Origin of the sequence: Streptomyces sp. NBC_01320 (genome assembly GCF_035974375.1) — a bacterium.
In the GTDB taxonomy this organism is placed as follows: Bacteria; Actinomycetota; Actinomycetes; order Streptomycetales; family Streptomycetaceae; genus Streptomyces; species Streptomyces yanii.
The window spans coordinates 4,133,057-4,154,754 of sequence record NZ_CP108390.1 but is presented as its reverse complement, the minus strand read 5'-3'; the positions used below and the strand labels follow the sequence as shown (position 1 = coordinate 4,154,754).

Here is a 21,698-nt window from a genome sequence, read left to right as displayed (position 1 = left end):
CGGTCGATCCGGCCGTGGTCATCGCCTATGCTTGTGGCTGCTTCGAAGGCCCCCAACGGGGCCTGAAGAGGCTATTCAGTCGTGCCGTGAGGAGGGTTCGGAGCCATGCACTGCCCCTTCTGCAGGCACCCCGACAGCCGGGTCGTCGACAGCCGCACCACCGACGACGGCACGTCGATCCGTCGACGCCGTCAGTGCCCCGACTGCTCCCGCCGTTTCACCACGGTGGAGACCTGCTCGCTGATGGTGGTGAAGCGCAGCGGGGTGACCGAACCCTTCAGCCGCACCAAGGTCATCTCCGGCGTGCGCAAGGCGTGCCAGGGGCGGCCGGTCACCGAGGACGCCCTCGCCAAGCTCGGCCAGCGGGTCGAGGAGGCGGTGCGTGCCACCGGGAGCGCGGAGCTGACCACTCACGACGTGGGTCTGGCCATTCTTGGCCCCTTGCAGGAACTCGACCTTGTCGCGTACCTGCGCTTCGCGTCCGTGTACCGGGCGTTCGACACACTGGAAGACTTCGAGGCCGCGATCGTGGAACTCCGCGAGCGACGGTCTCTTGTGGAGGGATGCGGGACCGGCGGGACTCTTGAGGTTCCCGTTCCCGCCGTCGCCGCCGACTGAGCGACACCGGCTGATCGACACAGGGCTGTGAGATCAGTGGCAGGGCGGCTGCAGGAACCTGCTCCGGGTGCTGTGCGCGGCAACCGAAGCATCAGACACACACTGTGCCCCGGGAAGTTCTGGGCACTTCAGGGCGTTTTTGCCCACATATGGGAGGCGGCATGACAGAGACGGCGAGCGGCCCGGCACGAGGTTCCCGAGCCAAGGGACCCAAGTCGACTGCGACGAAGCAGGGTCTGCGTATCGAGCGCATCCACACCACCCCCGGCGTGCATCCGTACGACGAGGTGGCGTGGGAGCGCCGTGACGTCGTCATGACCAACTGGCGCGACGGCTCGATCAACTTCGAGCAGCGTGGCGTCGAGTTCCCCGACTTCTGGTCGGTGAACGCGGTCAACATCGTCACCAGCAAGTACTTCCGCGGTGCTGTCGGCACGCCGCAGCGCGAGACCGGTCTGCGACAGCTGATCGACCGGATCGTGAAGACGTATCGGAAGGCGGGCGAGGACTACAACTACTTCGCCTCTCCGGCCGACGCCGAGATCTTCGAGCACGAGTTGGCGTACGCCCTCCTGCACCAGATCTTCAGCTTCAACTCGCCGGTCTGGTTCAACGTCGGCACGCCCCAGCCGCAGCAGGTCTCCGCCTGCTTCATCCTGGCCGTCGACGACTCCATGGAGTCGATCCTCGACTGGTACAAGGAAGAGGGCATGATCTTCAAGGGCGGCTCCGGCGCCGGCCTGAACCTCTCCCGTATCCGCTCCTCCAAGGAACTGCTGTCCTCCGGCGGCAACGCCTCCGGTCCCGTCTCCTTCATGCGCGGCGCCGACGCGTCGGCCGGAACGATCAAGTCCGGTGGCGCCACCCGCCGTGCGGCCAAGATGGTCATTCTCGATGTCGACCACCCCGACATCGAGAACTTCATCGAGACCAAGGTCAAGGAGGAGGAGAAGATCCGCGCCCTGCGCGACGCGGGCTTCGACATGGACCTGGGCGGCGACGACATCACGTCCGTCCAGTACCAGAACGCCAACAACTCGGTCCGCGTGAACGACGAGTTCATGAAGGCCGTCGAGTCCGGCGGGAAGTTCGGGCTGCGTGCCCGGATGACCGGTGACGTCATCGAAGAGGTCGAGGCCAAGTCCCTCTTCCGCAAGATGGCCGAGGCCGCCTGGGCCTGCGCCGACCCGGGTATCCAGTACGACGACACGATCAACCAGTGGCACACCTGCCCCGAGTCCGGCCGGATCAACGGCTCGAACCCGTGCAGCGAGTACATGCACCTGGACAACACGTCGTGCAACCTGGCCTCGCTGAACCTGATGAAGTTCCTCAAGGACGACGGCAAGGGCAACCAGTCCTTCGAGTCCGAGCGCTTCGCCAAGGTCGTCGAGCTGGTCATCACCGCGATGGACATCTCCATCTGCTTCGCCGACTTCCCGACCGAGAAGATCGGCGAGAACACCCGCGCCTTCCGTCAGCTCGGCATCGGTTACGCCAACCTCGGCGCCCTGCTGATGGCGACCGGCCACGCGTACGACAGCGAGGGCGGCCGCGCCCTCGCCGGTGCCATCACGTCGCTGATGACCGGCACCTCGTACAAGCGCTCCGCCGAGCTCGCCGCGGTCGTCGGCCCGTACGACGGCTACGCCCGCAACGCCGAGCCGCACCAGCGCGTCATGAAGCAGCACGCCGACGCCAACGCCGCGGCCGTCCACATGGACGACCTGGACAACCCGATCTGGGCCGCCGCCACGGAGGCCTGGCAGGACGTCATCCGTCTCGGCGCGAAGAACGGTTTCCGCAACGCGCAGGCCTCGGTCATCGCGCCCACCGGCACCATCGGTCTCGCGATGTCCTGCGACACCACCGGCCTCGAGCCCGACCTCGCCCTGGTCAAGTTCAAGAAGCTGGTCGGCGGCGGCTCGATGCAGATCGTCAACGGCACCGTCCCGCAGGCCCTGCGCCGCCTGGGTTACCAGGAGGGGCAGATCGAGGCGATCGTCGCCCATATCGCCGAGCACGGCAATGTGATCGACGCCCCCGGTCTGAAGGCCGAGCACTACGAGGTCTTCGACTGTGCGATGGGCGAGCGCTCCATCTCCGCGATGGGCCACGTCCGCATGATGGCGGCCATCCAGCCGTGGATCTCCGGCGCGCTCTCCAAGACGGTGAACCTGCCGGAGACGGCCACCGTCGAGGACGTCGAGGAGGTCTACTTCGAGGCGTGGAAGATGGGCGTCAAGGCGCTCGCCATCTACCGCGACAACTGCAAGGTCGGCCAGCCCCTCTCCGCCAAGACCAAGGAGAAGGAGAAGGCCGAGGTCACTGCCAAGACCGAAGACACCATCCGTGCCGCGGTCGAGAAGGTCGTCGAGTACCGCCCGGTCCGCAAGCGTCTTCCCAAGGGCCGTCCCGGCATCACCACCTCGTTCACGGTGGGCGGCGCCGAGGGCTACATGACCGCCAACTCCTACCCGGACGACGGTCTCGGTGAGGTCTTCCTGAAGATGTCCAAGCAGGGCTCCACCCTCGCGGGCATGATGGACGCCTTCTCCATCGCCGTCTCGGTCGGTCTGCAGTACGGCGTCCCGCTGGAGACGTACGTCTCGAAGTTCACCAACATGCGCTTCGAGCCGGCCGGCATGACGGACGACCCGGACGTGCGGATGGCGCAGTCGATCGTCGACTACATCTTCCGCCGCCTGGCGCTGGACTTCCTGCCCTTCGAGACCCGCTCGGCGCTCGGCATCCACTCGGCCGAGGAGCGTCAGCGTCACCTCGACACCGGTTCGTACGAGCCGTCGCTCGAGGACGACGAGCTGGACGTCGAGGGCCTGGCCCAGTCCGCGCCGATCCGGACCGAGCCGCTGAAGGCGGTCGCCCCTCCGAAGGAGGCGGAGATGCCCGCCCCGAGGACGGCGCACACCTCGGCGGAGCTCGTCGAGATGCAGTTGGGCATCAGCGCGGACGCGCCGCTCTGCTTCTCCTGTGGCACGAAGATGCAGCGCGCCGGATCCTGCTACATCTGCGAGGGCTGCGGCTCGACCAGCGGTTGCAGCTGATCCAGGGCCCCGTAGGGGCATGAAGCACCGGTCAGGGCGGTGGAGTCGGTCTCTCGACTCCGCCGCCCTCGGCGTCCGTCCTGCCGGGGCTCGAGCTGTCAGATGCCCGGCTTGTGGCTTCCCATGATCGCGGCGTACGAACCGGGGTCGCCGTCGAAGCCCCGGACTGTTCCGTGGAACGTCCAGCCGCCCGATCCGTCCCGGACGAACTCGGCCACGGTCGCCGCGGTGGCGGTGGCGACCCCGGAGAAGTCGTCCTCCGCCAGGTTCGTGTAGCCCTCGCGAATCTGCACGCCGGTATTGGCTATGTCGCCAAACGTCTTCCGGCCGTCGCGCTGCTGAATGACCACTCCGACCACGACCCGGGTGTACGCGGTCGACAGCCGTTCCAGCTCCAGAGTCATCACCTCGTCGAAACCGAGACCCTGGCCAGTCCTGCTGTCGCGGTTCAGCGTGATGGTGCCGTCCGGCGAGCGGCTGTCGAAGTGCACGAGATACGAGGGGCTGCCGGACGGTTCGCCGGCCGGGTAGGTCGCCGCAATGATGTCGAGGTCGTGAGCGGGCGCACCCGGCGGACTCGGGTCCCACTTGAGCCTGACCTCGACCTTTTCGATGTCCTTGTTGGGAGTGCTCATCGGGCTTCCCTCCTTGCCGCTGGGCCGTCGGACCGGTCGTACCACCTGATCATGTCCGTAACTGTCCCCGGAGCCAACCGGCTTGGGCGCGGGTGGCGGAATCGGGCCATTGTTGTTCCCGGTGCCGTTCAGTGCGGGATGCGGCGCGGTGGACGCGGGCTGATCTCTTCGCGGAAGAGCTCGATCGCGTTGCTGACCTGCCGTATCAGGTGGGTGTTCTCGATGCGGTCGAGATAGAGACAGTGGCGCGCCAGCCCTTCCAGCTCAAAGGCGAAGCAGAGGGTCATCAGCGGGTTGATGAACAGCTCGCTGCCGCGGGTACGTGACGTGAACTGGACGTCCCCGAAAGCGCCCTGGACCGCAGCGGCGATCGATCCGTTGACGATGCTCGGATGCTCGGGCGTGTGCTCCTGGGCGTGTGCCACCGCGTCGACGAAGAGGGCACCCTCGCGCGTCGTACGGGAGACGGAGAATGCGCCGAGGCAGGCGCCGTCGCGTTCGAGAGCGGCGATGTTCTCCAGGACGAGTCCGTGGCTGACCCCGTGGTACGCGTCGATCCCGAAGCCGACGGAGACGACCAGGCGCTCCGGTACGTCGATTCCGGCGAGGGCGGCGACGCTGGTCAGGTCCTCCTCCGGGGTGCCGAGCCCGGTTTCGTCGCCGCGCATCAGGATGTCCGTACCGCCGTCGACGAGGACGACCGCGTCGATGTCGTACCGCTCGATCAGCGCCCGGTAGGCGGCGCGCAGCGGCTGCACTCCCACCCGCGTGAAGGCGTGCACGGTGCTCGGGTAGTGGTGCAGATCGAGCCACTGGGCGAGGGTGCGTTCCGGGAAGTACGCCTGATGGAGGGCCGTTTCGGGTGTGATGACTGCGACGTCCGGCGCCAGCCAGGCGTCGAGGGGAAGCCCTTCGAGCGCGCTGAACGACAGATTGGCGAGCCGGACGTTCTTGCCCTGATGGAGCAGGGAGAGCGCCACCGGCAGGCCCGCGTAGATGTCGAAGCCGCCACCCGCCCCGGCTACGAGGATGCGCTCGGCCGATTCGAGGCGCGCGAACAGAGGGTTGGTGTGGAAGGCCGTCATGGAGATCATTCTCCGGTCCGTGTTGACCGGTTCGGGTGCACTCCGGCAGAGCGTGACCCGTGCCACGTTCGGCGCCGTACGATGGCGCGGTGCTGGTCAAGTGGATTCGCTGCACCGTGATGGATCGTCGTGGCTTCGAGCGTGGGCAGCGAAAGTGGGCGGGGCTGCTCGGTGAGCCGGGGTTCAGGGGACAGGGGGGCGGATGGAGCCGGGGGCGACCGGAGGTTGCCCATGTATTCGCGTTCTGGGAGAACCGGGTCTTCTACGACTCCTTCATGGCGCGTGCGCATGACCAGTTGGCTGCGGCGCAGTCCGGAACGTACAGCGACATCCAGGTCAAACTGTTCGAGTGCCGCTTCGACGTGAAGACCGGCTTCGAGCCACGTTTCACTGATGCGGACGTGGTCAGAGTGGCACACAGCACCGTGCACGAGGACCGTGTGGAGCATTTCGCGCTGATGCAGCAGCGGGTGTGGAATCCGGCGATGGCCGGATCGCCCGGAATGCTGCGCGGCGTGTTCGGCGAGGCGCCGGGGCACGAGTTCCTCGTGCTGTCGATGTGGCAGTCGAGCGCTGAGCGGGGCAAGTACCGGCCGGGGAGCCTCGAACGGCTTTCGCGACGGGCGCAGACCGAGGACGATGTGGCGGCTCTGGCGGGGGACGTCGTGCAGCTCGAGCCCTCCTGGACGGTCTGAGCCGACGGCACCCAGGGCCGTTCCGCTCGTGATCAGTCGGGTCCTGCCGCGGTGCGGCGAGTGCTGAACGGCGTGCCGGGACGGCAGCCTGGGCTGCGTCGGCGAGCCGGTCGGCGATGTCTCGGGCAACGGGCTGTTCCGCGTCCAGGACCTACGGGTACCCGGCGGATCGCCCTCCGTGGGCAGCGCAGGCGGCTCGGACTCGGCCGTATGCCGGCCCGGCCCGAGGATCTGCTGCTGCTCGGCGCGCCCGTGAACCACGTGGCGCTCGGGCCGGTGTGGGAGCTGAAGAAGACCACGGCCTCTCCGGCCACGGCGTTGGTGGTCTCCCGACCGGGTCTGCGGCGCCGTTTCACCGGCGACATACATCGGACGGGGTCCGGACAGCCAAATGCGCTGGAATCGATCTAGGGTCTGTACATGGCACGACCGCAGCGCATTGTCCTCGTCCGGCACGGCGAGTCCGAGGGAAATGCCGATGACACGGTGTACGAGCGCGAGCCCGACCATGCGTTGCGGCTCACCGCAACGGGTTTGCGGCAGGCCAGGGAGACGGGGGCACAGCTGCGCGAACTCTTCGGCCGGGAGCGGGTCAGCGTGTACGTCTCGCCCTACCGCCGCACGCACGAGACCTTCAGGTCTTTCGGCCTCGACCTGGAGCGGGTGCGGGTGCGGGAGGAGCCACGGCTGCGTGAACAGGACTGGGGGAACTGGCAGGACCGCGAGGACGTAAGACTGCAGAAGGCGTACCGGGATGCCTACGGGCACTTCTTCTACCGCTTCGCGCAGGGGGAGTCCGGCGCCGATGTGTACGACCGGGTCGGGGCATTTCTGGAGAGCCTGCACCGGAGCTTCGAAGCCCCCGACCATCCGCCCAACGTTCTGCTCGTCACCCATGGACTGACGATGCGGTTGTTCTGCATGCGTTGGTTCCACTGGACCGTGGCCGAATTCGAGTCACTGTCCAATCCCGGCAACGGGGAGAAACGGACGCTGATACTCGGCGAGGACGGCCGCTACACACTTGACCGGCCGTTCGAGCGGTGGCGCACCCCTGAGCCCTATGGCATCACCGGATAGAGTGGAAGGGCGATGACCGCTGACTCCGCTACCGCCACACGCTTCGAGCGCGCCCTGGCCAGCCTGCGCGGGCTGGCCGTGGGAGACGCCCTGGGATCCCAGTTCTTTGTGCCCGTCAACTATCCGCTCCTGAAACAGCGCGCATTGCCGCCCGGACCCTGGCAATGGACCGATGACACGGAGATGGCCTGTTCGGTCCTGGCCGTGCTCGTCGGGCACGACCGTATCGACCAGGACGCGCTCGCCCACTCCTTCGCCGACCATCACGACTTCGACCGGGGATACGGCCCCGCCGTGAACCGGATGCTCCGACTGATCCGGGAGGGCGGCGACTGGCGCGAGCTGGCGTCGGCGCTTTTCAACGGTCAGGGCTCCTGGGGCAACGGTTCAGCGATGCGCATCGCGCCCCTCGGCGCCTGGTACGCGGACGACCCCGAGCAGGCCACGCACCAGGCCGAGATCTCCTCGTACACCACGCATCAGCACCGGGAGGCCGTCGTGGGTGCGATGGCTGTGGCGGCGGCCGCCTCACTCGCAGCCGCGCCCGGGGGACCACCGACGCCTGAGGAGCTCCTCGACGGCGTGGTCGCGCTCGTACCGCGCAGTGCGGTGGGCGCCGGGCTGCGCCGGGCTCGCGACATGCTCGACTACAGCGATGCCGGGACCGTGGCCGCGGTTCTGGGCAACGGGCGCCGTACCAGTGCACATGACACGGTGCCGTTCGCGCTCTGGTCTGCGGCGCGGAGCCTCGGCGACTTCGAGAAGGCGTTCTGGGTGACCGTGCAGGCGGGTGGGGACGTGGATACGACCTGCGCGATCGTCGGTGGGGTCGTCGCGGCGGGCAAGGCGGGCTCCCCGCCGGCCGACTGGTCGGCGCAGGCGGAAGAGCTGCCGGACTGGCTTCCCCGTCCGGGCCGCAGCTGAGACGGGCCGACTGTCACGGTACTGACACATCCCTGCCGCGGGCGCCTGCGAGCGCTAGCAGGGGGCTAATCTTTCGGCCACGCCGCCCACGATGATCATCATGACGGGCGTGTGCCGAATGAGATGCCGGGTTGCTCGCACTGTTCAGCTGTCGTGTGAGCGGACCTCGGTGGGGAGGGGTCCCATGCCCGATCACGCGTCAGAATCAGCCGCCCAGCCGCAGGCGCCCGGGCCGCCGCGTACGTCGGAACCGTCTCGCGCGACGGAGTCGGATCCGGCGGGGGAGCCTACGGAGCGACCGGAGCCGCCCGAGGCGTCGGCGTCCCGGGACACCGTTCCGCAGGCGCCGAAGGTCCCGGCGTACGCGCATCAAGGGCGGCAACCGCAGCAGCCCAACCCATGGCAGAGCAGTCGGCAGACAGCCGGTACGCTCGCGCGGCTGCGCCCGGCCCGCCCGGCCGCCATTCGTAACGCCACGCTCTGGGCGGCCGTCGCCACCGCGCTCCTCAGCGCGTTGTTGCTCGGTGACGGACTCGGCCTGAACCTGCTGATCGTGGCAGTCCCCGCCGCACTCGCGGCCTACTTCGCCGCGCAGGCAGCGGGCCGTCGGCTCCGGTCCTGGTCCGCAGTCTGGGCGGTCGGCGGCCTTGCTCTGCTCGCGGTCCCGGCGCTCAGGGACGCGGGCTGGCCCGCCTTCCTCGCCGTTGTGTCGGCCGTCGCGCTGGGCTCGCTGACGCTGCACGGCAGCCGCAGTTGGCTCGGCGTGTTCCTCGGTTCGGTGGGCCTCTTCTCCTCCGTGGCCGGGGGACTGAGGTGGGGAGTGAGTGGTGTTCGCGACCGTATGACCGGTTCCCGCGGTCGGTGGGGTGTCGTGTTCCGTTCCACTGTGGTGGCGATCGGCCTGCTCATCGTCTTCGGAACGCTCTTCGCCAGCGCGGACGCCGCGTTCGCCGATGTGCTCGGCAACCTGATTCCCGGCGTGTCGCTGGGCGATGCCCCGTGGCGGTTCTTCCTGTTCGTGGTTGGTCTGGTCGGTGCGCTCACCGCCGCATACACCACCGCCGCCCCGGTGCGCTGGGACGACATCACCGTGCGGGACGGGAAGCCCCGCGGGCGCCTGGAATGGGCGCTGCCGCTCATCGTGCTGAATCTACTTTTCGCCGTCTTCATCGCCATCCAGCTCACCGTGCTGTTCGGCGGGTACGACAAGGTGATGGCCGAGACCGATCTCAGCTACTCCGCATACGCCCGCCAGGGCTTCTGGCAGCTGCTGTGGGCGACTCTGCTCACCCTCCTGGTCATCGCGCTCGCGCTGCGCTGGGCACCGCGCGGGCACTCGCGCGACCGCACGCTCGTACGGACCGTCCTCGGCGCGCTCTGCTTCCTCACTCTCGTGGTGGTCGCCTCTGCGCTGCGGCGCATGGACCTGTACGTCGACGCCTACGGCCTGACCCGGCTGCGCATATCCGTGGCTGCGGTGGAACTCTGGCTGGGTGTGGTGCTCATCCTGATCATGGCGGCGGGTGTGTTCGGCGCCCGTATGCTGCCGCGCGCCGTGGCGGCGAGCGCCGCCGCCGCCGTGCTCACGTTCGGTCTGGTCTCGCCCGACGGGCTGATCGCGGAACAGAACGTGCAGCGTTACCGCAGCCATCACACCATCGACATCGACTACCTCCGGGGCCTCTCGGCCGATGCCGTACCGGCTCTCGACGGGCTTCCCGAACCGCTGCGGTCCTGCGCCCTCAACGAGATCCAGCACACGCTCCGTGCGTCCGATGCACCGTGGTACGCCACCAGTTGGGGCGAGGCGCGGGCACGCGACATTCTGGAGAAGCGGAGCGCGAATGCCCTTGTGACGGACTGCCGGGGGCCGGGGAGCGAGGGAGACAGCGAGCGCAGCGGTTACGAGGGCGACGACTCCTACGACCCGTACTGACCCCTGACCACCCAGGACCGACCCGTACTCATCTCGCATTGCGTGGCACGCACTGTGCAGGGAGCCGGTCTGAGTCCTACCGGGCGATCCGGACAGGGTGCAGGACGTACCCTTCACGGTACGTCCTGCACCTGCGTCGACGGGCTTTATCGCCGATACGCCCTGCTGATCGGGCGCGGCTGGCCACACGCATCGTGCCGCGTTATGCGCCAGGTCCTCCTGCGGAGGCCTTGCCGCTCAGCGCCTCCAAGTCGCTCTTGCGCACCCGGATCACCAGCACCGCAGTCAGCAGGGCGGCGGCCGCCATCGCCACCGCTGCAGTGAAGGCGGTCGAAATGCCCTGGGTGAGCACTTCATGCCCCCACGGAGCAGGCAGTTCCTGCGACTTGGCGAACGTCGCCTTCTGTTCCGGTGTCGCCTGCGCCATGAATGACGGAATCTGCTTCTCCGCCTCGTTGCGGCTCGCTGTGCCGAAGACGGTGACCAGAATCGAGAGGCCCAGCGAACCGCCCACCTGCTGGCTGGCATTGAGCAGTCCGGACGCCGCGCCGGCCTCGTGCTGGGCGACCCCGGATACCGCGGTCAGGGTCAGAGTGACGAAGTTCAGCCCCATGCCGAAGCCGAACAGGACCATCGGCCCCAATACGCCGCTCACGTACGAGCTGTCGGGGGAGATCAGCGTCTGCCAGAACAGGCCGATCCCGGTGAGCGTCGATCCGGCGATCATGAACGGCTTGGGGCCGAGGACAGGCAACAGCCGCTGCGACAGCCCTGCCCCTATGGCGATCGCGACCGTCACGGGGAGGAAGGCCAGCCCTGATTCGACGGGGCTGTAGCCCAGTACGTTCTGCACGAACAACACGATGAAGAAGAACATGCCGAGCATAGCGGCGGCCAGGCTGAGCATGATGAGGTACGTCCCCGACCGGTTGCGGTCGGCGAACATTCTCAGCGGCGTGATCGGTTCCTTCGCCCGCATTTCGATGAGGACGAATGCGGCCAGCAGTACGACCGCGGCGGCGAAGGATGCCACGGTGAAGGAGTCCCGCCAGCCCTCCTCGGAGGCCCGGATGAATCCGTACACCAGCGAGGCCATGCCGAGGGTCGACGTCAGAGCCCCGGAGACGTCGAAGCGGCCCGGGTGCCTCTCGGACTCGCTGATGTACAGCGGTGCCAGCATCGCGATCAGTACACCGATCGGTGCGTTGACGAAGAAGACCCAACGCCAGTCGAGCCATTCGGTGAGCATCCCGCCCGCCAGCAGGCCGATCGCGCCACCGCCCGCCGAGACTGCGGCAAAGACCCCGAAGGCGCGGTTCCGCTCGGGCCCTTCGGGGAACGTGGTGGTGATCAGGGCCAGCGATGTCGGCGAGGCGATGGCGCCGCCGACACCCTGGAGGGCCCGGGCCACGAGCAACTGCCAGGGTTCCTGTGCCAGTCCGCCCAGCAGGGAGGCCAGGGTGAAGACCAGAATGCCGATGATGAAGACCCGACGGCGGCCGAGGATGTCACCCGCCCTGCCGCCGAGGAGGAGCAGTCCGCCGAAGGTCAGCGTGTATGCGCTGAGGACCCACGACAGATCGGTGGTGGAGAAGCTGAGCGCGTCCTGAATGTGCGGAAGCGCGATGTTGACGATCGTGGCATCGAGCACAACCATCAGCTGACATGCGGCGATGACTGTGAGGGCGATCCCCCGTCGCCCCTGCCGCCGGGCGGCGCCCGGCGAACTCTGTGCTTCTAACTGAGAGGTTGTCACTATGGATCCCCCACAAGTGAGTTAGTGAACGAGTGCGTTCACTGTCTCGTCAACGGTAGTGAGTCCCCTTCAGTGAACGCAAGCGTTCACTGAATGTGCCGGTGACGGGATGCGCCCGTACATCGCCGGGACGGGATCTGCTCAGTCCCGCCTCGACGTCCCCACCCGTCTCGATGGAGAGAAGCTGATGGATACTTCGCGCTCGGCGGCCGCCGCTCGGCCGTCGGTGGTGTCGCTGCGCCGCCGTGGTCCCGTACTGGAACGCGCGATTCTCGATGCCGCGCTGGAACAGCTGAGCACAGTGGGCTGGAACGGGCTGACGATGGAGGGTGTCGCCGCCGGCGCCCAGACGGGGAAAGCAGCGGTCTACCGGCGATGGCCCTCGAAGGAAGATCTGGTGGCGGAGGCGCTGCGGGCGGCGCTGCCCCCGGTCGGTGAGGCGCCCGACTGCGGCAGCATTCGCGAAGATCTCTACCAGTTGGGTCGTCGGCTGCGCGACGCCATGCTCTCCACGCCCGGAACCGCCCTGCTTTCCGTGCTTCACGAGTGCGATTCGAGCGCTGCCGGCCGCTTCCAGGCCGTGATCTTCCAAGGTGTGATCCAGCCCTCCACCGAGCTCTTTCGGAAGGTCGTGCGCCAGGGTGTCGAGCGGGGTGACGTCCGTTCCGATGCGACGAGCGACCTGGCCCTGGACGTGATCCCCGCGATGATGATGTACCGCAGCAAGGTGTGCGGCAGTGAATGGCCGGATGCGTACATCGCCGAATTGATCGATCAGATCATGGTGCCGCTGCTCCGGCCTTCCGGCAGCTGAGTGCAACCGGTGGCAGCCGGACCGTGAGCGTTCCGTCGGAGCGATGCCGCGGGCCGGACGACGGTCCGGCGCCCCGGGGGTGTTCGTGGCGCCTGCGTCGGCGTACGCTGACTGGCGCCATGCCGTACGAACCACCCACGCACACCGTCGAGCGCTCACTGCGCGCTACCACCGGTGCCAAGACCGTCGCCGGTGTCGATGAGGTCGGACGCGGAGCGTGGGCGGGACCGGTCACCGTGTGCGCGGCCGTCACCGGCCTCCGCAAGCCCCCCGCGGGGCTCACCGACTCCAAGCTGATCAGCCCGAAGCGCCGCGCCGAGCTGGCGCCGCTGCTCCAGGCATGGGTCACGGCCTACGGCCTCGGTGACGCCTCGCCGCAGGAGATCGACGAGCTCGGGATGACCGCGGCTCTGCGCCTCGCCGCCGTGCGCGCCCTCGAAGCGCTGCCCGTGCGCCCCGACGCGGTGATCCTCGACGGCAAACACGACTACCTGGGAAAGCCCTGGACGGTCCGAACCGTCATCAAGGGCGACCAGTCCTGCATCGCGGTCGCGGCCGCCTCGGTGATCGCGAAGGTCCACAGGGACACGATGATGGCCGAACTGGGCGCGGAATCGGGGGAGTACGCCGCCTTCGCGTTCGATGCGAACGCCGGCTACCCGTCCCCCGTGCACAGGGCCGCTCTGGAGGCGCTGGGGCCCACGCCCCTGCACCGCCTCTCGTGGTCCTACCTCGACGCGCTGCCCAGGTGGCAGCACCTGAAGAAGATCCGCATCTCCGCCGAGGCGGCTGCACTGGAAAGCGGGGGCCAACTCGGCTTCGACTTCTGATCGCGCATTTGTGCCCACCCGCCGACGCCCTCTGCGCCGGCGTTTGATAGACAACCACCCATGCCTCTCATCCCCGAGGAGCCTCAGATTCACGAGAGCGCCCAGGGTCCCCGCGTCACTCCGGCCGCAGGCCGCACCGCGCCGACCCCCCGTCCCGTACCCGGCCCGCGTTCCGCGGCCACGCCGCGCCCCGGTCGTCCGGGTCCCGGCCCCGCGAGGCCCGCGCCCCCGGCGCAGCGCCCGCACTCCACCTCCGGTCAGCCTCATTCGGCCCGGTCGAAGACTCGTTCCGCGCCGCAGTTCCAGCTGATCCCGGCCTCGGCCGGCAGTGCGCTCGACGCCGCCGACGAGGCTGTCGATCTGCTACTCGACTCCGGACGCGCACCGGGCGACATCCTGGTGCTCACCACCGGTGAGCAGCACCCGTGGGCGGTGCACGAACTCTCCTTCGGAGAAGCCGCCTACTGGGCCCAGCACGATGCGGGCGACGACGTCTTCTTCGCCGATGCCGTGGCTGCGGACCGGGTGAAGGCCCGCCCCGTGGTGATCGTCGCGGTCAACGGTGGCGTCGATGACGCCACCGCCCGTGTGCTGCCTCTCGCGAGGGAGCATGCCGGAGCACTACTTGTCGTCTGCGGTGACCCGCAGCGGATCAACGCCGTACTCGGCGCCGGCGTCTGAGCCGAACGACGCGCACGACCGTGGTGGCCCGGCTGCCCGACAGGGCGGCCGGGCCCACGACCCGGCTCAGCGGGCCGCGGTGCGTCGCAGTGCCTCTGCCGCGCCGCCGCCGGTGCGCAGCGGGAACGGATCATGCTCGGCAACCGTGTCGGCGAGAGCCGCGGGCCGCGACATGGAGTTGGGCCGACGGCCGCCCCGGCCCTCGCCCAGCACCTGCCACCCGCCACGCGTCAGCGTGATGTACGCGCCGCACCGCAGGCCGTGCAGCGTGCAGGCATCCCGCAGACCCCACATCCACGCCCCGTCCTCCTCCGTCCACCGCTCGTCCCCCTCGCGGCAGTAGAGCAGCACCGCAGTGCGGACGGGTGTGCGGCGGCGCAGATCGTGCGGGATGACCCGGCGCAAATGCGCCAGCAGTGCGTTCCGGAACTCCCAGCCGTCCGCGGAGACGGAGCGACGGGCGAACGAGGCGCTGGCCGTGAGGCGTTCCTCATGGTCGAGTACGGCGACGACAGCGGTCTCCGGGGTCGGCCGGTGCCGGGTATGCAGGCCGCTGACCACCTCGCGCGGGCTGCGCAGCAACGGTATGCCCGCAGCGGCCCACTCGGCCGGTTCGAGCATTCTGGCAAGGCGGTTGGCGGAGTCGGCGGACACCGAGGACGCCGACATCGAAGTGGCTGCGGACGGAGCGAATCCGAAGGTCACGATCCTCCCTTCGCATACGCGCCCACGGGCGGGCAGGGTTGGGTGGGGCGCACCGCGGCACAGCCCTTCCGGGCCGCGAAAGGACCGTGCGGGGAGCGAGTTCAATTCTTCCTGGCGTATCGGCAGGCGGCAACGAGCAATTGGTGCGGCTGACGGAAATCGGCTGGAATGGCACGGATATCCCTGCCCAAACCGCGGATGGTTGACGCTCCTGTCACGCCTGAACGGCGAGGACCAGCGGAAACACCCCCTCCGCACCGGCCCTGCGCAGCAGCCGCGCTGCCACGGCGAGCGTCCAGCCGGTGTCCGAGAGATCGTCCACGAGCAGCACCGGGCCCCCTGCCGACGCCAACGCCTCTGCCAGTTCCGGTTCCACGACGAGCGCCTCATGCAGAGCACGCACCCGCTGCGCGCTGTTGGTCTGCGACATCCGTACCCCGTCCGCCCCGGGGGCATAGGCGACGCTGCCGAGCAGCGGCATCCGGCCGACCTCGGCGATCCGGCTGGCGAGCGACTGGATCAGCTGTGGCCTGCTGTGCGAGGCGACCGCGACGACCCCCACCGGCCGCGGTACGGCATCGGCTGCGCCGGACGCCCAGCCCCCGGGTCCCTTGGCCCAGTCGGCCAGCACCGTCACCACCGCGTTCGCCACATCGTCCGGAACCGGTGCGTCAGGTGTGGGCGAAGCCAGCATCGGGCGCAGCCGGTTGCCCCAGCCGATGTCGGAGAGACGGCCGAGCGCCCGCCCGGAGAAGGATAGTTCTCCCGCCGGGATACGGCCCTTGAGATCGACGCCCACCGCCGCGAGACCGGTCGGCCACATCTTGCGGGGTTCCACTTCGACACCGGGCCTGCCGAGCTCGCCCTGTGCGGTGTCCAGGGCGGCCGTCGACACCTGGTCGTCGAAGCGCGCCCCCGCGCAGTTGTCACAGCGTCCGCATGCCGTCGCTTCCTCGTCGTCCAGCTGGCGACGCAGGAATTCCATCCGGCAGCCGGTCGTCGTCGCATAGTCGCGCATCGCCTGCTGCTCGGCCGAGCGCTGGCGTGCCACCCAGGCATACCGCTCGGAGTCGTAGACCCAGGGCTCTCCCGTGGCGGTCCAGCCACCCTTCACCCGCTTGACCGCGCCATCGACGTCGAGCACCTTCAGCATGGTCTCCAGCCGTGTGCGCCGAAGGTCGACCAGCGGTTCCAGAGCCGGCAGCGAGAGCGGCCGGCCGGCCTGGGCGAGCGCATCGATCGTGCGTCGGACCTGTTCCTCCGGGGGGAAGGCGACCGAGGTGAAGTACTGCCAGATCGCCTCGTCCTCCTTGCCCGGGAGCAGCAGTACCTCGGCGTGCTCGACGCCTCGGCCCGCGCGGCCCACCTGCTGGTAGTAGGCGATGGGGGAGGAGGGAGAGCCGAGGTGCACGACAAAGCCGAGGTCGGGCTTGTCGAATCCCATGCCGAGCGCGGACGTTGCGACGAGAGCCTTGACCCGGTTGGCCAGGAGGTCGTCCTCCGCCTGCTGCCGGTCGGCGTTCTCGGTGCGGCCCGTGTAGGACGCAACGGTGTGTCCGCACTGGCGCAGATACGCTGTGATCTCCTCGGCGGCCGCCACTGTGAGCGTGTAGATGATCCCCGAGCCGGGCAGCTCCTTGAGGTGATCGCCCAGCCAGGCCAGCCGGTGCGCAGCGTTCGGTAGTTGCAGTACGCCGAGGCTGAGACTCTCGCGGTCCAGCGGCCCACGCAGCACCAGCGCGTCCGTACCCGCCCCGGTGCCGAGCTGCTCCGCGACATCCGCCGTCACCCGCGCGTTCGCGGTGGCGGTCGTCGCGAGCACGGGTACCCCTGCGGGCAGATCGGCGAGCATGGTCCGCAGCCGTCGGTAGTCGGGCCGGAAGTCGTGGCCCCAGTCGGAGATGCAGTGTGCCTCGTCGACCACGAGCAGCCCGGTGGCGGCGGCGAGGCGGGGCAGGACTTGGTCCCGGAAGTCGGGATTGTTGAGCCTCTCGGGGCTGACCAGCAGCACATCCACCTCGCCCGCTGCCACCTCGTCCTGGACGGTGTCCCACTCCTCGGTATTGGACGAGTTGATCGTGCGGGCGGTGATGCCGGCCCGGGCCGCGGCCGCGACCTGGTTGCGCATCAGCGCGAGCAGTGGAGAGACGATCACTGTCGGGCCGCTGCCCCGCGCCCGCAGGAGTGAGGTCGCGACGAAATACACGGCGGACTTGCCCCAGCCGGTCCGCTGGACGACCAGCGCTCTGCGCTTGTCCGCGACGAGCGCCTCGATGGCCCGCCACTGGTCCTCGCGCAGCCGGGCAGTGCCGGTGGTGTCCCCGACGAGTCGGGCCAGTACGGAATCGGCCGAAGCCCTGAGTTCTGCGCGGTCTGCGTTGGTCATGCCCCCATGCAACCCGATGGCTACGACAAACGGCGAACGACCCCGCGACCCTGTGGACAACTTATCCACAGGGGGTCGCGGAATTCCGCTGCCCGCGGGACGGTCATGCCATGAACAAGCACCACGAATCCACCGGACCGGCCGACGAGCAGCAGATCACTCTGCGCGGGCCCGCCGAACTCGCCGATGCCCTTCCGTATCTCATGGGCTTCTATCCGAACGACAGCGTGGTCATGGTCGCTCTGCACGGCGGCCGGGGCCGCTTCGGCGGGCGGCTCAGGCTCGGAATTCCGCAGTCGCCGCAGGAATGGCCGCACGTCGCAGAGCAGCTTGCCGAGTGCCTGGTCAAGGGGAGCGAGCGACGCGGTGAGCACCCCGACGCGATCGTCGTCTTCCTCTGCCAGGATCCTGCCGACGGAGAGACCCCCGGCCAGACGATGGAGCGGCTGCGGCCGCTGGCCCAGCGTCTACGCACGGCCTGCGGGGCACTCGATGTACCCGTCCTCGAAGCGCTCTGCATCTCCGGCGGACGCTACTGGTCCTACTGCTGTCCGGACGCACGCTGTTGCCCGAGCGAAGGCAACGGTTTGTCCCTGCCGGGCACTTCGGTGATGGCGGCCGCCGCCACCTACGCGGGCATTCAGGTCCGGGGATCTCTGAGAGAGATGGAAGCCAGACTGGCGCCTCTGACGACCCCGGCGGTGGCAGAGCAACCGCAGGCCCTCGACTTGGCCGGCGCCGCACTGGTGCCGAGGATCCTCGACGAGGAGGGACGCAAGGAAGTGGCTCGTGAGACCCTCGGGCTCGCGCGCGTCCTGATGAAACGCCTCCGGGACGCGCCGACGGCCGCGCCCTCCGCGGCCGACAGCCAGGACGACTCGCTGATCAGTAATGACGAGGCCGCTGCGGTGATCCTCGGTCTCCAGGACCGGGAGACCCGGGACAAGGCCGCGGAATGGATGGAAGGGCGCGAAGCGGAATCCGCCCTGCGGCTGTGGCGGGCGCTCGCACGCCGGTGCGTCGGACCGTACGAGGAACACGCTGCCGCGCCGCTCACCCTGACCGGATGGGTCTCCTGGTCGACGGGCGACGAACCGGGCGCCCGGGTCGCACTGGGGCTCGCCCTCCGGGTGGACCCCGACTACACCTTCGCTCAACTGCTCCATCAGGCCTGCAACGAAGGACTCGATCCGGAGGCTCTGCGCCGCTGCCTGCGCGGGGAGAGCGGCGAGCAGAAGGAGCGCGGTCACCATCGTGCCGAGCGAGTCGTCCGGCCCCGGACAGCACGCCCGTCGGTGGTGAGGCGGAACAAGACGCAGCCCGGCCCGGGCCGGCCAAGGGCGGTCGCGCGACGCCGTACCCGTGAGTCGCGGGCCCATGGTCGCGGTGGGACCGGGGGTGGCCGATGACCATGGATACCGATGGCCCGGTGTCCGTCAGGGGACCGGGGGCGCGGCGCGGGGCATCGAGTTGAGCGGGCACAGAAAGCGAGAGCGAAGAGAGCGACGAGGGGGAGCCGCCGGTGGCGCAGCTTCTGCGCACCGGCACGCAACGGCCTGCGGGGTGCTGCCGTTGCGTGCAGGAGGGCGACTCCCATCGCGCGGTCGGCGAGCCGACCGGTTTCCGGGCCGGGGAGGATGAAGATCATGACGAAGGGAGTGTTTATCGTCAGGCAGACGACTATGATCACGGCATGCCGCCCTACGACCCGTCGACCTTCCCGCCCTTCGCTGTCACCGTCGACCTGGTTGTGCTCACCGTGCGCCGTCATGCGCTCTGTGCGCTGGTGGTTCGCCGCGGCGAGTCCCCGTTCCAGGGCAGGTGGGCACTTCCCGGTGGCTTCGTGAGAGCCGATGAGGACCTCGGAGCCGCTGCGGCGCGTGAGCTCGTCGAGGAAACCGGACTGTGCGCGCAGGACCCGGCGACTCCGGCAGTCGGCAACGGTGCCCATCTCGAACAGCTCGCCACCTACGGCGACCCCAAGCGCGACCCCCGGATGAGGGTTGTCAGCGTCGCTCACCTCGCGCTCGCCCCCGATCTGCCCGCTCCCCGCGCGGGCGGCGACGCGAACAGTGCTCGGTGGGCGCCCGTCGAGGATCTGCTCGGGCCGGAGGGCGGTTTCGGCCGCGAGGGCGAGCAGCAAGCCCCGCTCGCCTTCGATCATGCACAGATCCTCGCCGACGGCGTCGAGCGGGCACGTTCCAAGATCGAGTACTCCTCGCTGGCCACCGCTTTCTGCCCGCCGGCGTTCACGGTCGGAGAGCTTCGCCGGGTGTACGAAGCAGTCTGGGGGGTGGTTCTGGATCCACGGAACTTCCATCGCAAGGTGACAGGCACCCCCGGTTTCCTGGTGCCTGCAGGCGGAACGACCACCCGCCAGGGCGGGCGCCCCGCCCAGCTCTTCCGGGCCGGCGCGGCCACCGTACTCAATCCGCCGATGCTGAGGCCCGAAGTCTGACCTTGCGGAACGCCCGTGGGACCGATGATCCACTAAAAGTCCGATATGCCGGGTTATCGTGCTGCGGTATTCGCCCTGCCGCCGAGCGGTCTCACCTCCCGCGAGAGAAGCGATGCTTCAGGCCATCGGACTCACCAGCGCCCCCCATCGCGGCCGTCCGCCCGCCGTGGACGACCTCACCTTCGAAGCCGGACCCGGCCGCGTCACAGCACTCCTCGGCGCTCCCGGTTCCGGTAAGACCACAGCCCTCCGTCTGATGCTCGAAATCGAGTCGGGGCGCGGTGTCACCTACTTTCGTGGCACCCCACTGCACCGCATCCCGCATCCCGCCCGTGAGGTGGGAGTGCTCCTCGGGGACGTACCCGGCCATCCCGTCCGCACCGTCCGTGGTCAGCTCCGTATGCTCAGCGCCGCAGCGGGCGTACCCGCCTCCCGGGCCGACGAGCTGCTCGATGCCGTCGGTCTTGCCGGGCTCGGCGACCGGCGCCTCGGAGCGCTCTCGCTCGGCATGGACCGCAGGCTGGGCCTTGCGTCGGCGCTGCTCGGAGAACCTCATGCGCTGATCCTCGACGATCCCGGAGAGGGGCTCTCGCCACGCGAGAACGCTTGGTTGCACGGGTTCCTGCGTGCCCATGCCGCGCAGGGAGGAACGGTCCTCTACACCACCTGCGACCCCAAGGAGGCGGCGCGCGCGGCCGACCATGTGGTCACTGTCGACGCCGGACGGCTGGTCTCCGACCAGGACGCCGTCGACTTCTCGCGTACCCGGCTGCGCCCCCGCGTCGTAGTCCGGACTCCGCACGCCGCACGGCTCGCCGCAGTCGTAAGCCGTGAGGCGCGCGCGGCCCGGCGTTCCGTCGAGGTGGTCACCGAAGCGGGCAGCCGCCTCTCGGTGTACGGCAGCACGTGCGCGGAGATCGGCGACACCGCATTCCGTCACGGTGTACCCGTTCATCAGCTCGCCGACGAGATCGCCGACACCGGCCCCGCAACGGCCACCGCTCGCGAAGCGGAGGCTGCATCGCCGGGGCCGGCGTCACCCGCGTCAGGCCCGGACGCGGCACCGGCGCGACCGGAGCCGACTGCGTCCGAGCCGGAAGCTGCGCCGCGAACGGCATCGCCCGTCCCGGGTCCGGAACACGTGCCGTCGATCCGCCGGCGACCGGCCCGTGGCCCGCACCGGCCGGTCCGCTACGAACTGCGCCGTCTCTTCGGCGTCAGGACAACAACGTTGATCATGGCGGCCGTTCTGGTCGTCTCGGTCGGGTTCTCCGTCCTGCTCGCCCGCACCGGCCATGCTCCGCTGCCTAATGTGCTTGCAGCCTGGCCCGCGGTGCTGCCCCTGCCGCCTGCTGCTGTCGGCGCCGGGCTGCTCGGCGCGCTCTCCTTCGGCGACGAGTTCCGCTATCCCGCGCTTGCGGCGGGCCGGGGCACCGTCCCCCGCCGGCTCGGTCTGCTCATGGCCAAGCTGGCGGTCTCCGCGGGCGTCGCGCTGCTCCTCGCTCTGATCGTTGCAGCGGCCTCCGCCGAGGCGCTCCGTCTTGTGTACGGCGTCGACTTGGTCGGCTTTCCGTCGAATGCGGCTTTTCTCGCAGCGAGTTGGGCGGGCCTGAACGTGGGTTGCGCCTGGGCGGGTCTGCTGGCCGCCGGAATCTTCCGGGTGACAGCTGCCGGGGTCGCCGCGGTGCTCGCTGTGCCCGTGCTCGTCGTTCCGCTCGTCCGGAGGGTGCTGTCGGGGCCGGCCGACCATTCGGTACTGGGGCTCCCCGGCAGGCTCCGCGAACTGGCTTGGGTGCAGTGGCCGGACGGGATGGATTCCTGGGTGATGGCGGGGGTGCGTGTGGTCGCGCACCCCGTGGGGGCGGCGCTGTCGTTGTCGCTCTCGGTCCTCATCTGTGCGTATGTGTTCACCAGCCTTCGCGGCAGGGTCCGTTGGTGATCACGGAACGCGGCCACCTGGTCACGAGACCTTTAAGTCCCTTGAAGGTGCCCGTTTTATACGGATAAGGCGTCAATTGGGGGGTGGGCGC

The 21,698-nt window shown here is 69.0% G+C and carries 17 protein-coding genes; 12 read left to right on the top strand and 5 right to left on the bottom strand.

Annotated features, from left to right (window positions below; translation table 11 throughout):
* Positions 1–105: 105 nt before the first annotated feature.
* Positions 106–618 carry a transcriptional regulator NrdR gene (gene nrdR / locus OG395_RS18795; protein WP_327244003.1) on the top strand — a complete coding sequence of 171 codons (513 nt, stop codon included), beginning with the start codon at positions 106–108 and terminating at the stop codon, positions 616–618.
* A gap of 161 nt (positions 619–779) precedes the next feature.
* Positions 780–3,683, top strand: coding sequence for a vitamin B12-dependent ribonucleotide reductase (locus OG395_RS18790; RefSeq protein WP_327244002.1), 2,904 nt, complete (start codon positions 780–782; stop codon positions 3,681–3,683).
* Between the two features lie 98 nt (positions 3,684–3,781).
* On the opposite strand, the gene OG395_RS18785 is transcribed toward OG395_RS18790, so the two are convergent.
* Positions 3,782–4,318 (bottom strand): TerD family protein, encoded by a 537-nt coding sequence (locus OG395_RS18785; protein WP_327244001.1) that lies wholly within the window; start codon positions 4,316–4,318, stop codon positions 3,782–3,784.
* Between the two features lie 128 nt (positions 4,319–4,446).
* Complete coding sequence (locus OG395_RS18780) at positions 4,447–5,403, bottom strand: DUF1152 domain-containing protein (protein WP_327249378.1); 957 nt, start codon at positions 5,401–5,403, stop codon at positions 4,447–4,449.
* Between the two features lie 89 nt (positions 5,404–5,492).
* On the opposite strand from OG395_RS18780, the gene OG395_RS18775 reads away from it, so the two are divergent.
* From OG395_RS18775 to OG395_RS18760, 4 genes are all read left to right on the top strand, one after another.
* Positions 5,493–6,098, top strand: coding sequence for a YdbC family protein (locus tag OG395_RS18775; RefSeq protein ID WP_327244000.1), 606 nt, complete (start codon positions 5,493–5,495; stop codon positions 6,096–6,098).
* Between the two features lie 420 nt (positions 6,099–6,518).
* On the top strand, positions 6,519–7,178 hold the full coding sequence (locus OG395_RS18770; RefSeq protein ID WP_327243999.1) for a histidine phosphatase family protein: 660 nt from the start codon (positions 6,519–6,521) through the stop codon (positions 7,176–7,178).
* Positions 7,179–7,190: 12 nt separating this feature from the next.
* Positions 7,191–8,102, top strand: a complete 912-nt coding sequence (locus OG395_RS18765; protein WP_327243998.1) for an ADP-ribosylglycohydrolase family protein — start codon at positions 7,191–7,193, stop codon at positions 8,100–8,102.
* A gap of 184 nt (positions 8,103–8,286) precedes the next feature.
* Positions 8,287–10,038, top strand: a complete 1,752-nt coding sequence (locus OG395_RS18760) for a DUF4153 domain-containing protein (RefSeq protein WP_327243997.1) — start codon at positions 8,287–8,289, stop codon at positions 10,036–10,038.
* Positions 10,039–10,240: 202 nt separating this feature from the next.
* Here the strand turns inward: OG395_RS18760 and OG395_RS18755 are convergent, their stop codons facing one another.
* Entirely contained in the window at positions 10,241–11,794 is a 1,554-nt protein-coding gene (locus tag OG395_RS18755) for an MFS transporter (RefSeq protein ID WP_327243996.1), read from the bottom strand.
* A 187-nt stretch (positions 11,795–11,981) separates the two neighbouring features.
* Between OG395_RS18755 and OG395_RS18750 the strand changes: the two genes are divergently transcribed.
* The 3 genes from OG395_RS18750 (at position 11,982) to OG395_RS18740 (ending at position 14,119) form a co-directional block, all read left to right on the top strand.
* A complete protein-coding gene (locus OG395_RS18750; RefSeq protein WP_327249377.1) occupies positions 11,982–12,608 on the top strand; it encodes a TetR/AcrR family transcriptional regulator in 627 nt (208 codons plus the stop codon).
* Positions 12,609–12,727: 119 nt separating this feature from the next.
* A complete protein-coding gene (locus OG395_RS18745) occupies positions 12,728–13,438 on the top strand; it encodes a ribonuclease HII (RefSeq protein WP_327243995.1) in 711 nt (236 codons plus the stop codon).
* Positions 13,439–13,498: 60 nt separating this feature from the next.
* Positions 13,499–14,119 carry a hypothetical protein gene (locus OG395_RS18740; protein WP_327243994.1) on the top strand — a complete coding sequence of 207 codons (621 nt, stop codon included), beginning with the start codon at positions 13,499–13,501 and terminating at the stop codon, positions 14,117–14,119.
* A 66-nt stretch (positions 14,120–14,185) separates the two neighbouring features.
* Here the strand turns inward: OG395_RS18740 and OG395_RS18735 are convergent, their stop codons facing one another.
* Together OG395_RS18735 and OG395_RS18730 are read right to left on the bottom strand one after the other, a co-directional pair.
* A complete protein-coding gene (locus tag OG395_RS18735) occupies positions 14,186–14,824 on the bottom strand; it encodes a hypothetical protein (protein ID WP_327243993.1) in 639 nt (212 codons plus the stop codon).
* A 214-nt stretch (positions 14,825–15,038) separates the two neighbouring features.
* The gene (locus OG395_RS18730) at positions 15,039–17,210 is read right to left on the bottom strand and encodes a RecQ family ATP-dependent DNA helicase (RefSeq protein WP_327243992.1); all 2,172 of its coding nucleotides are present in this window, start codon (positions 17,208–17,210) and stop codon (positions 15,039–15,041) included.
* Positions 17,211–17,320: 110 nt separating this feature from the next.
* On the opposite strand from OG395_RS18730, the gene OG395_RS18725 reads away from it, so the two are divergent.
* The 3 genes from OG395_RS18725 to OG395_RS18715 all read left to right on the top strand — a co-directional run bounded on the left by OG395_RS18725 (position 17,321) and on the right by OG395_RS18715 (position 21,607).
* Positions 17,321–18,619 (top strand): DUF4192 domain-containing protein, encoded by a 1,299-nt coding sequence (locus tag OG395_RS18725; RefSeq protein WP_327243991.1) that lies wholly within the window; start codon positions 17,321–17,323, stop codon positions 18,617–18,619.
* Positions 18,620–18,903: 284 nt separating this feature from the next.
* The gene (locus OG395_RS18720; protein ID WP_327243990.1) at positions 18,904–19,668 is read left to right on the top strand and encodes an NUDIX hydrolase; all 765 of its coding nucleotides are present in this window, start codon (positions 18,904–18,906) and stop codon (positions 19,666–19,668) included.
* Positions 19,669–19,780: 112 nt separating this feature from the next.
* Positions 19,781–21,607, top strand: coding sequence for an ATP-binding cassette domain-containing protein (locus OG395_RS18715; protein WP_327243989.1), 1,827 nt, complete (start codon positions 19,781–19,783; stop codon positions 21,605–21,607).
* Positions 21,608–21,698: the final 91 nt, after the last annotated feature.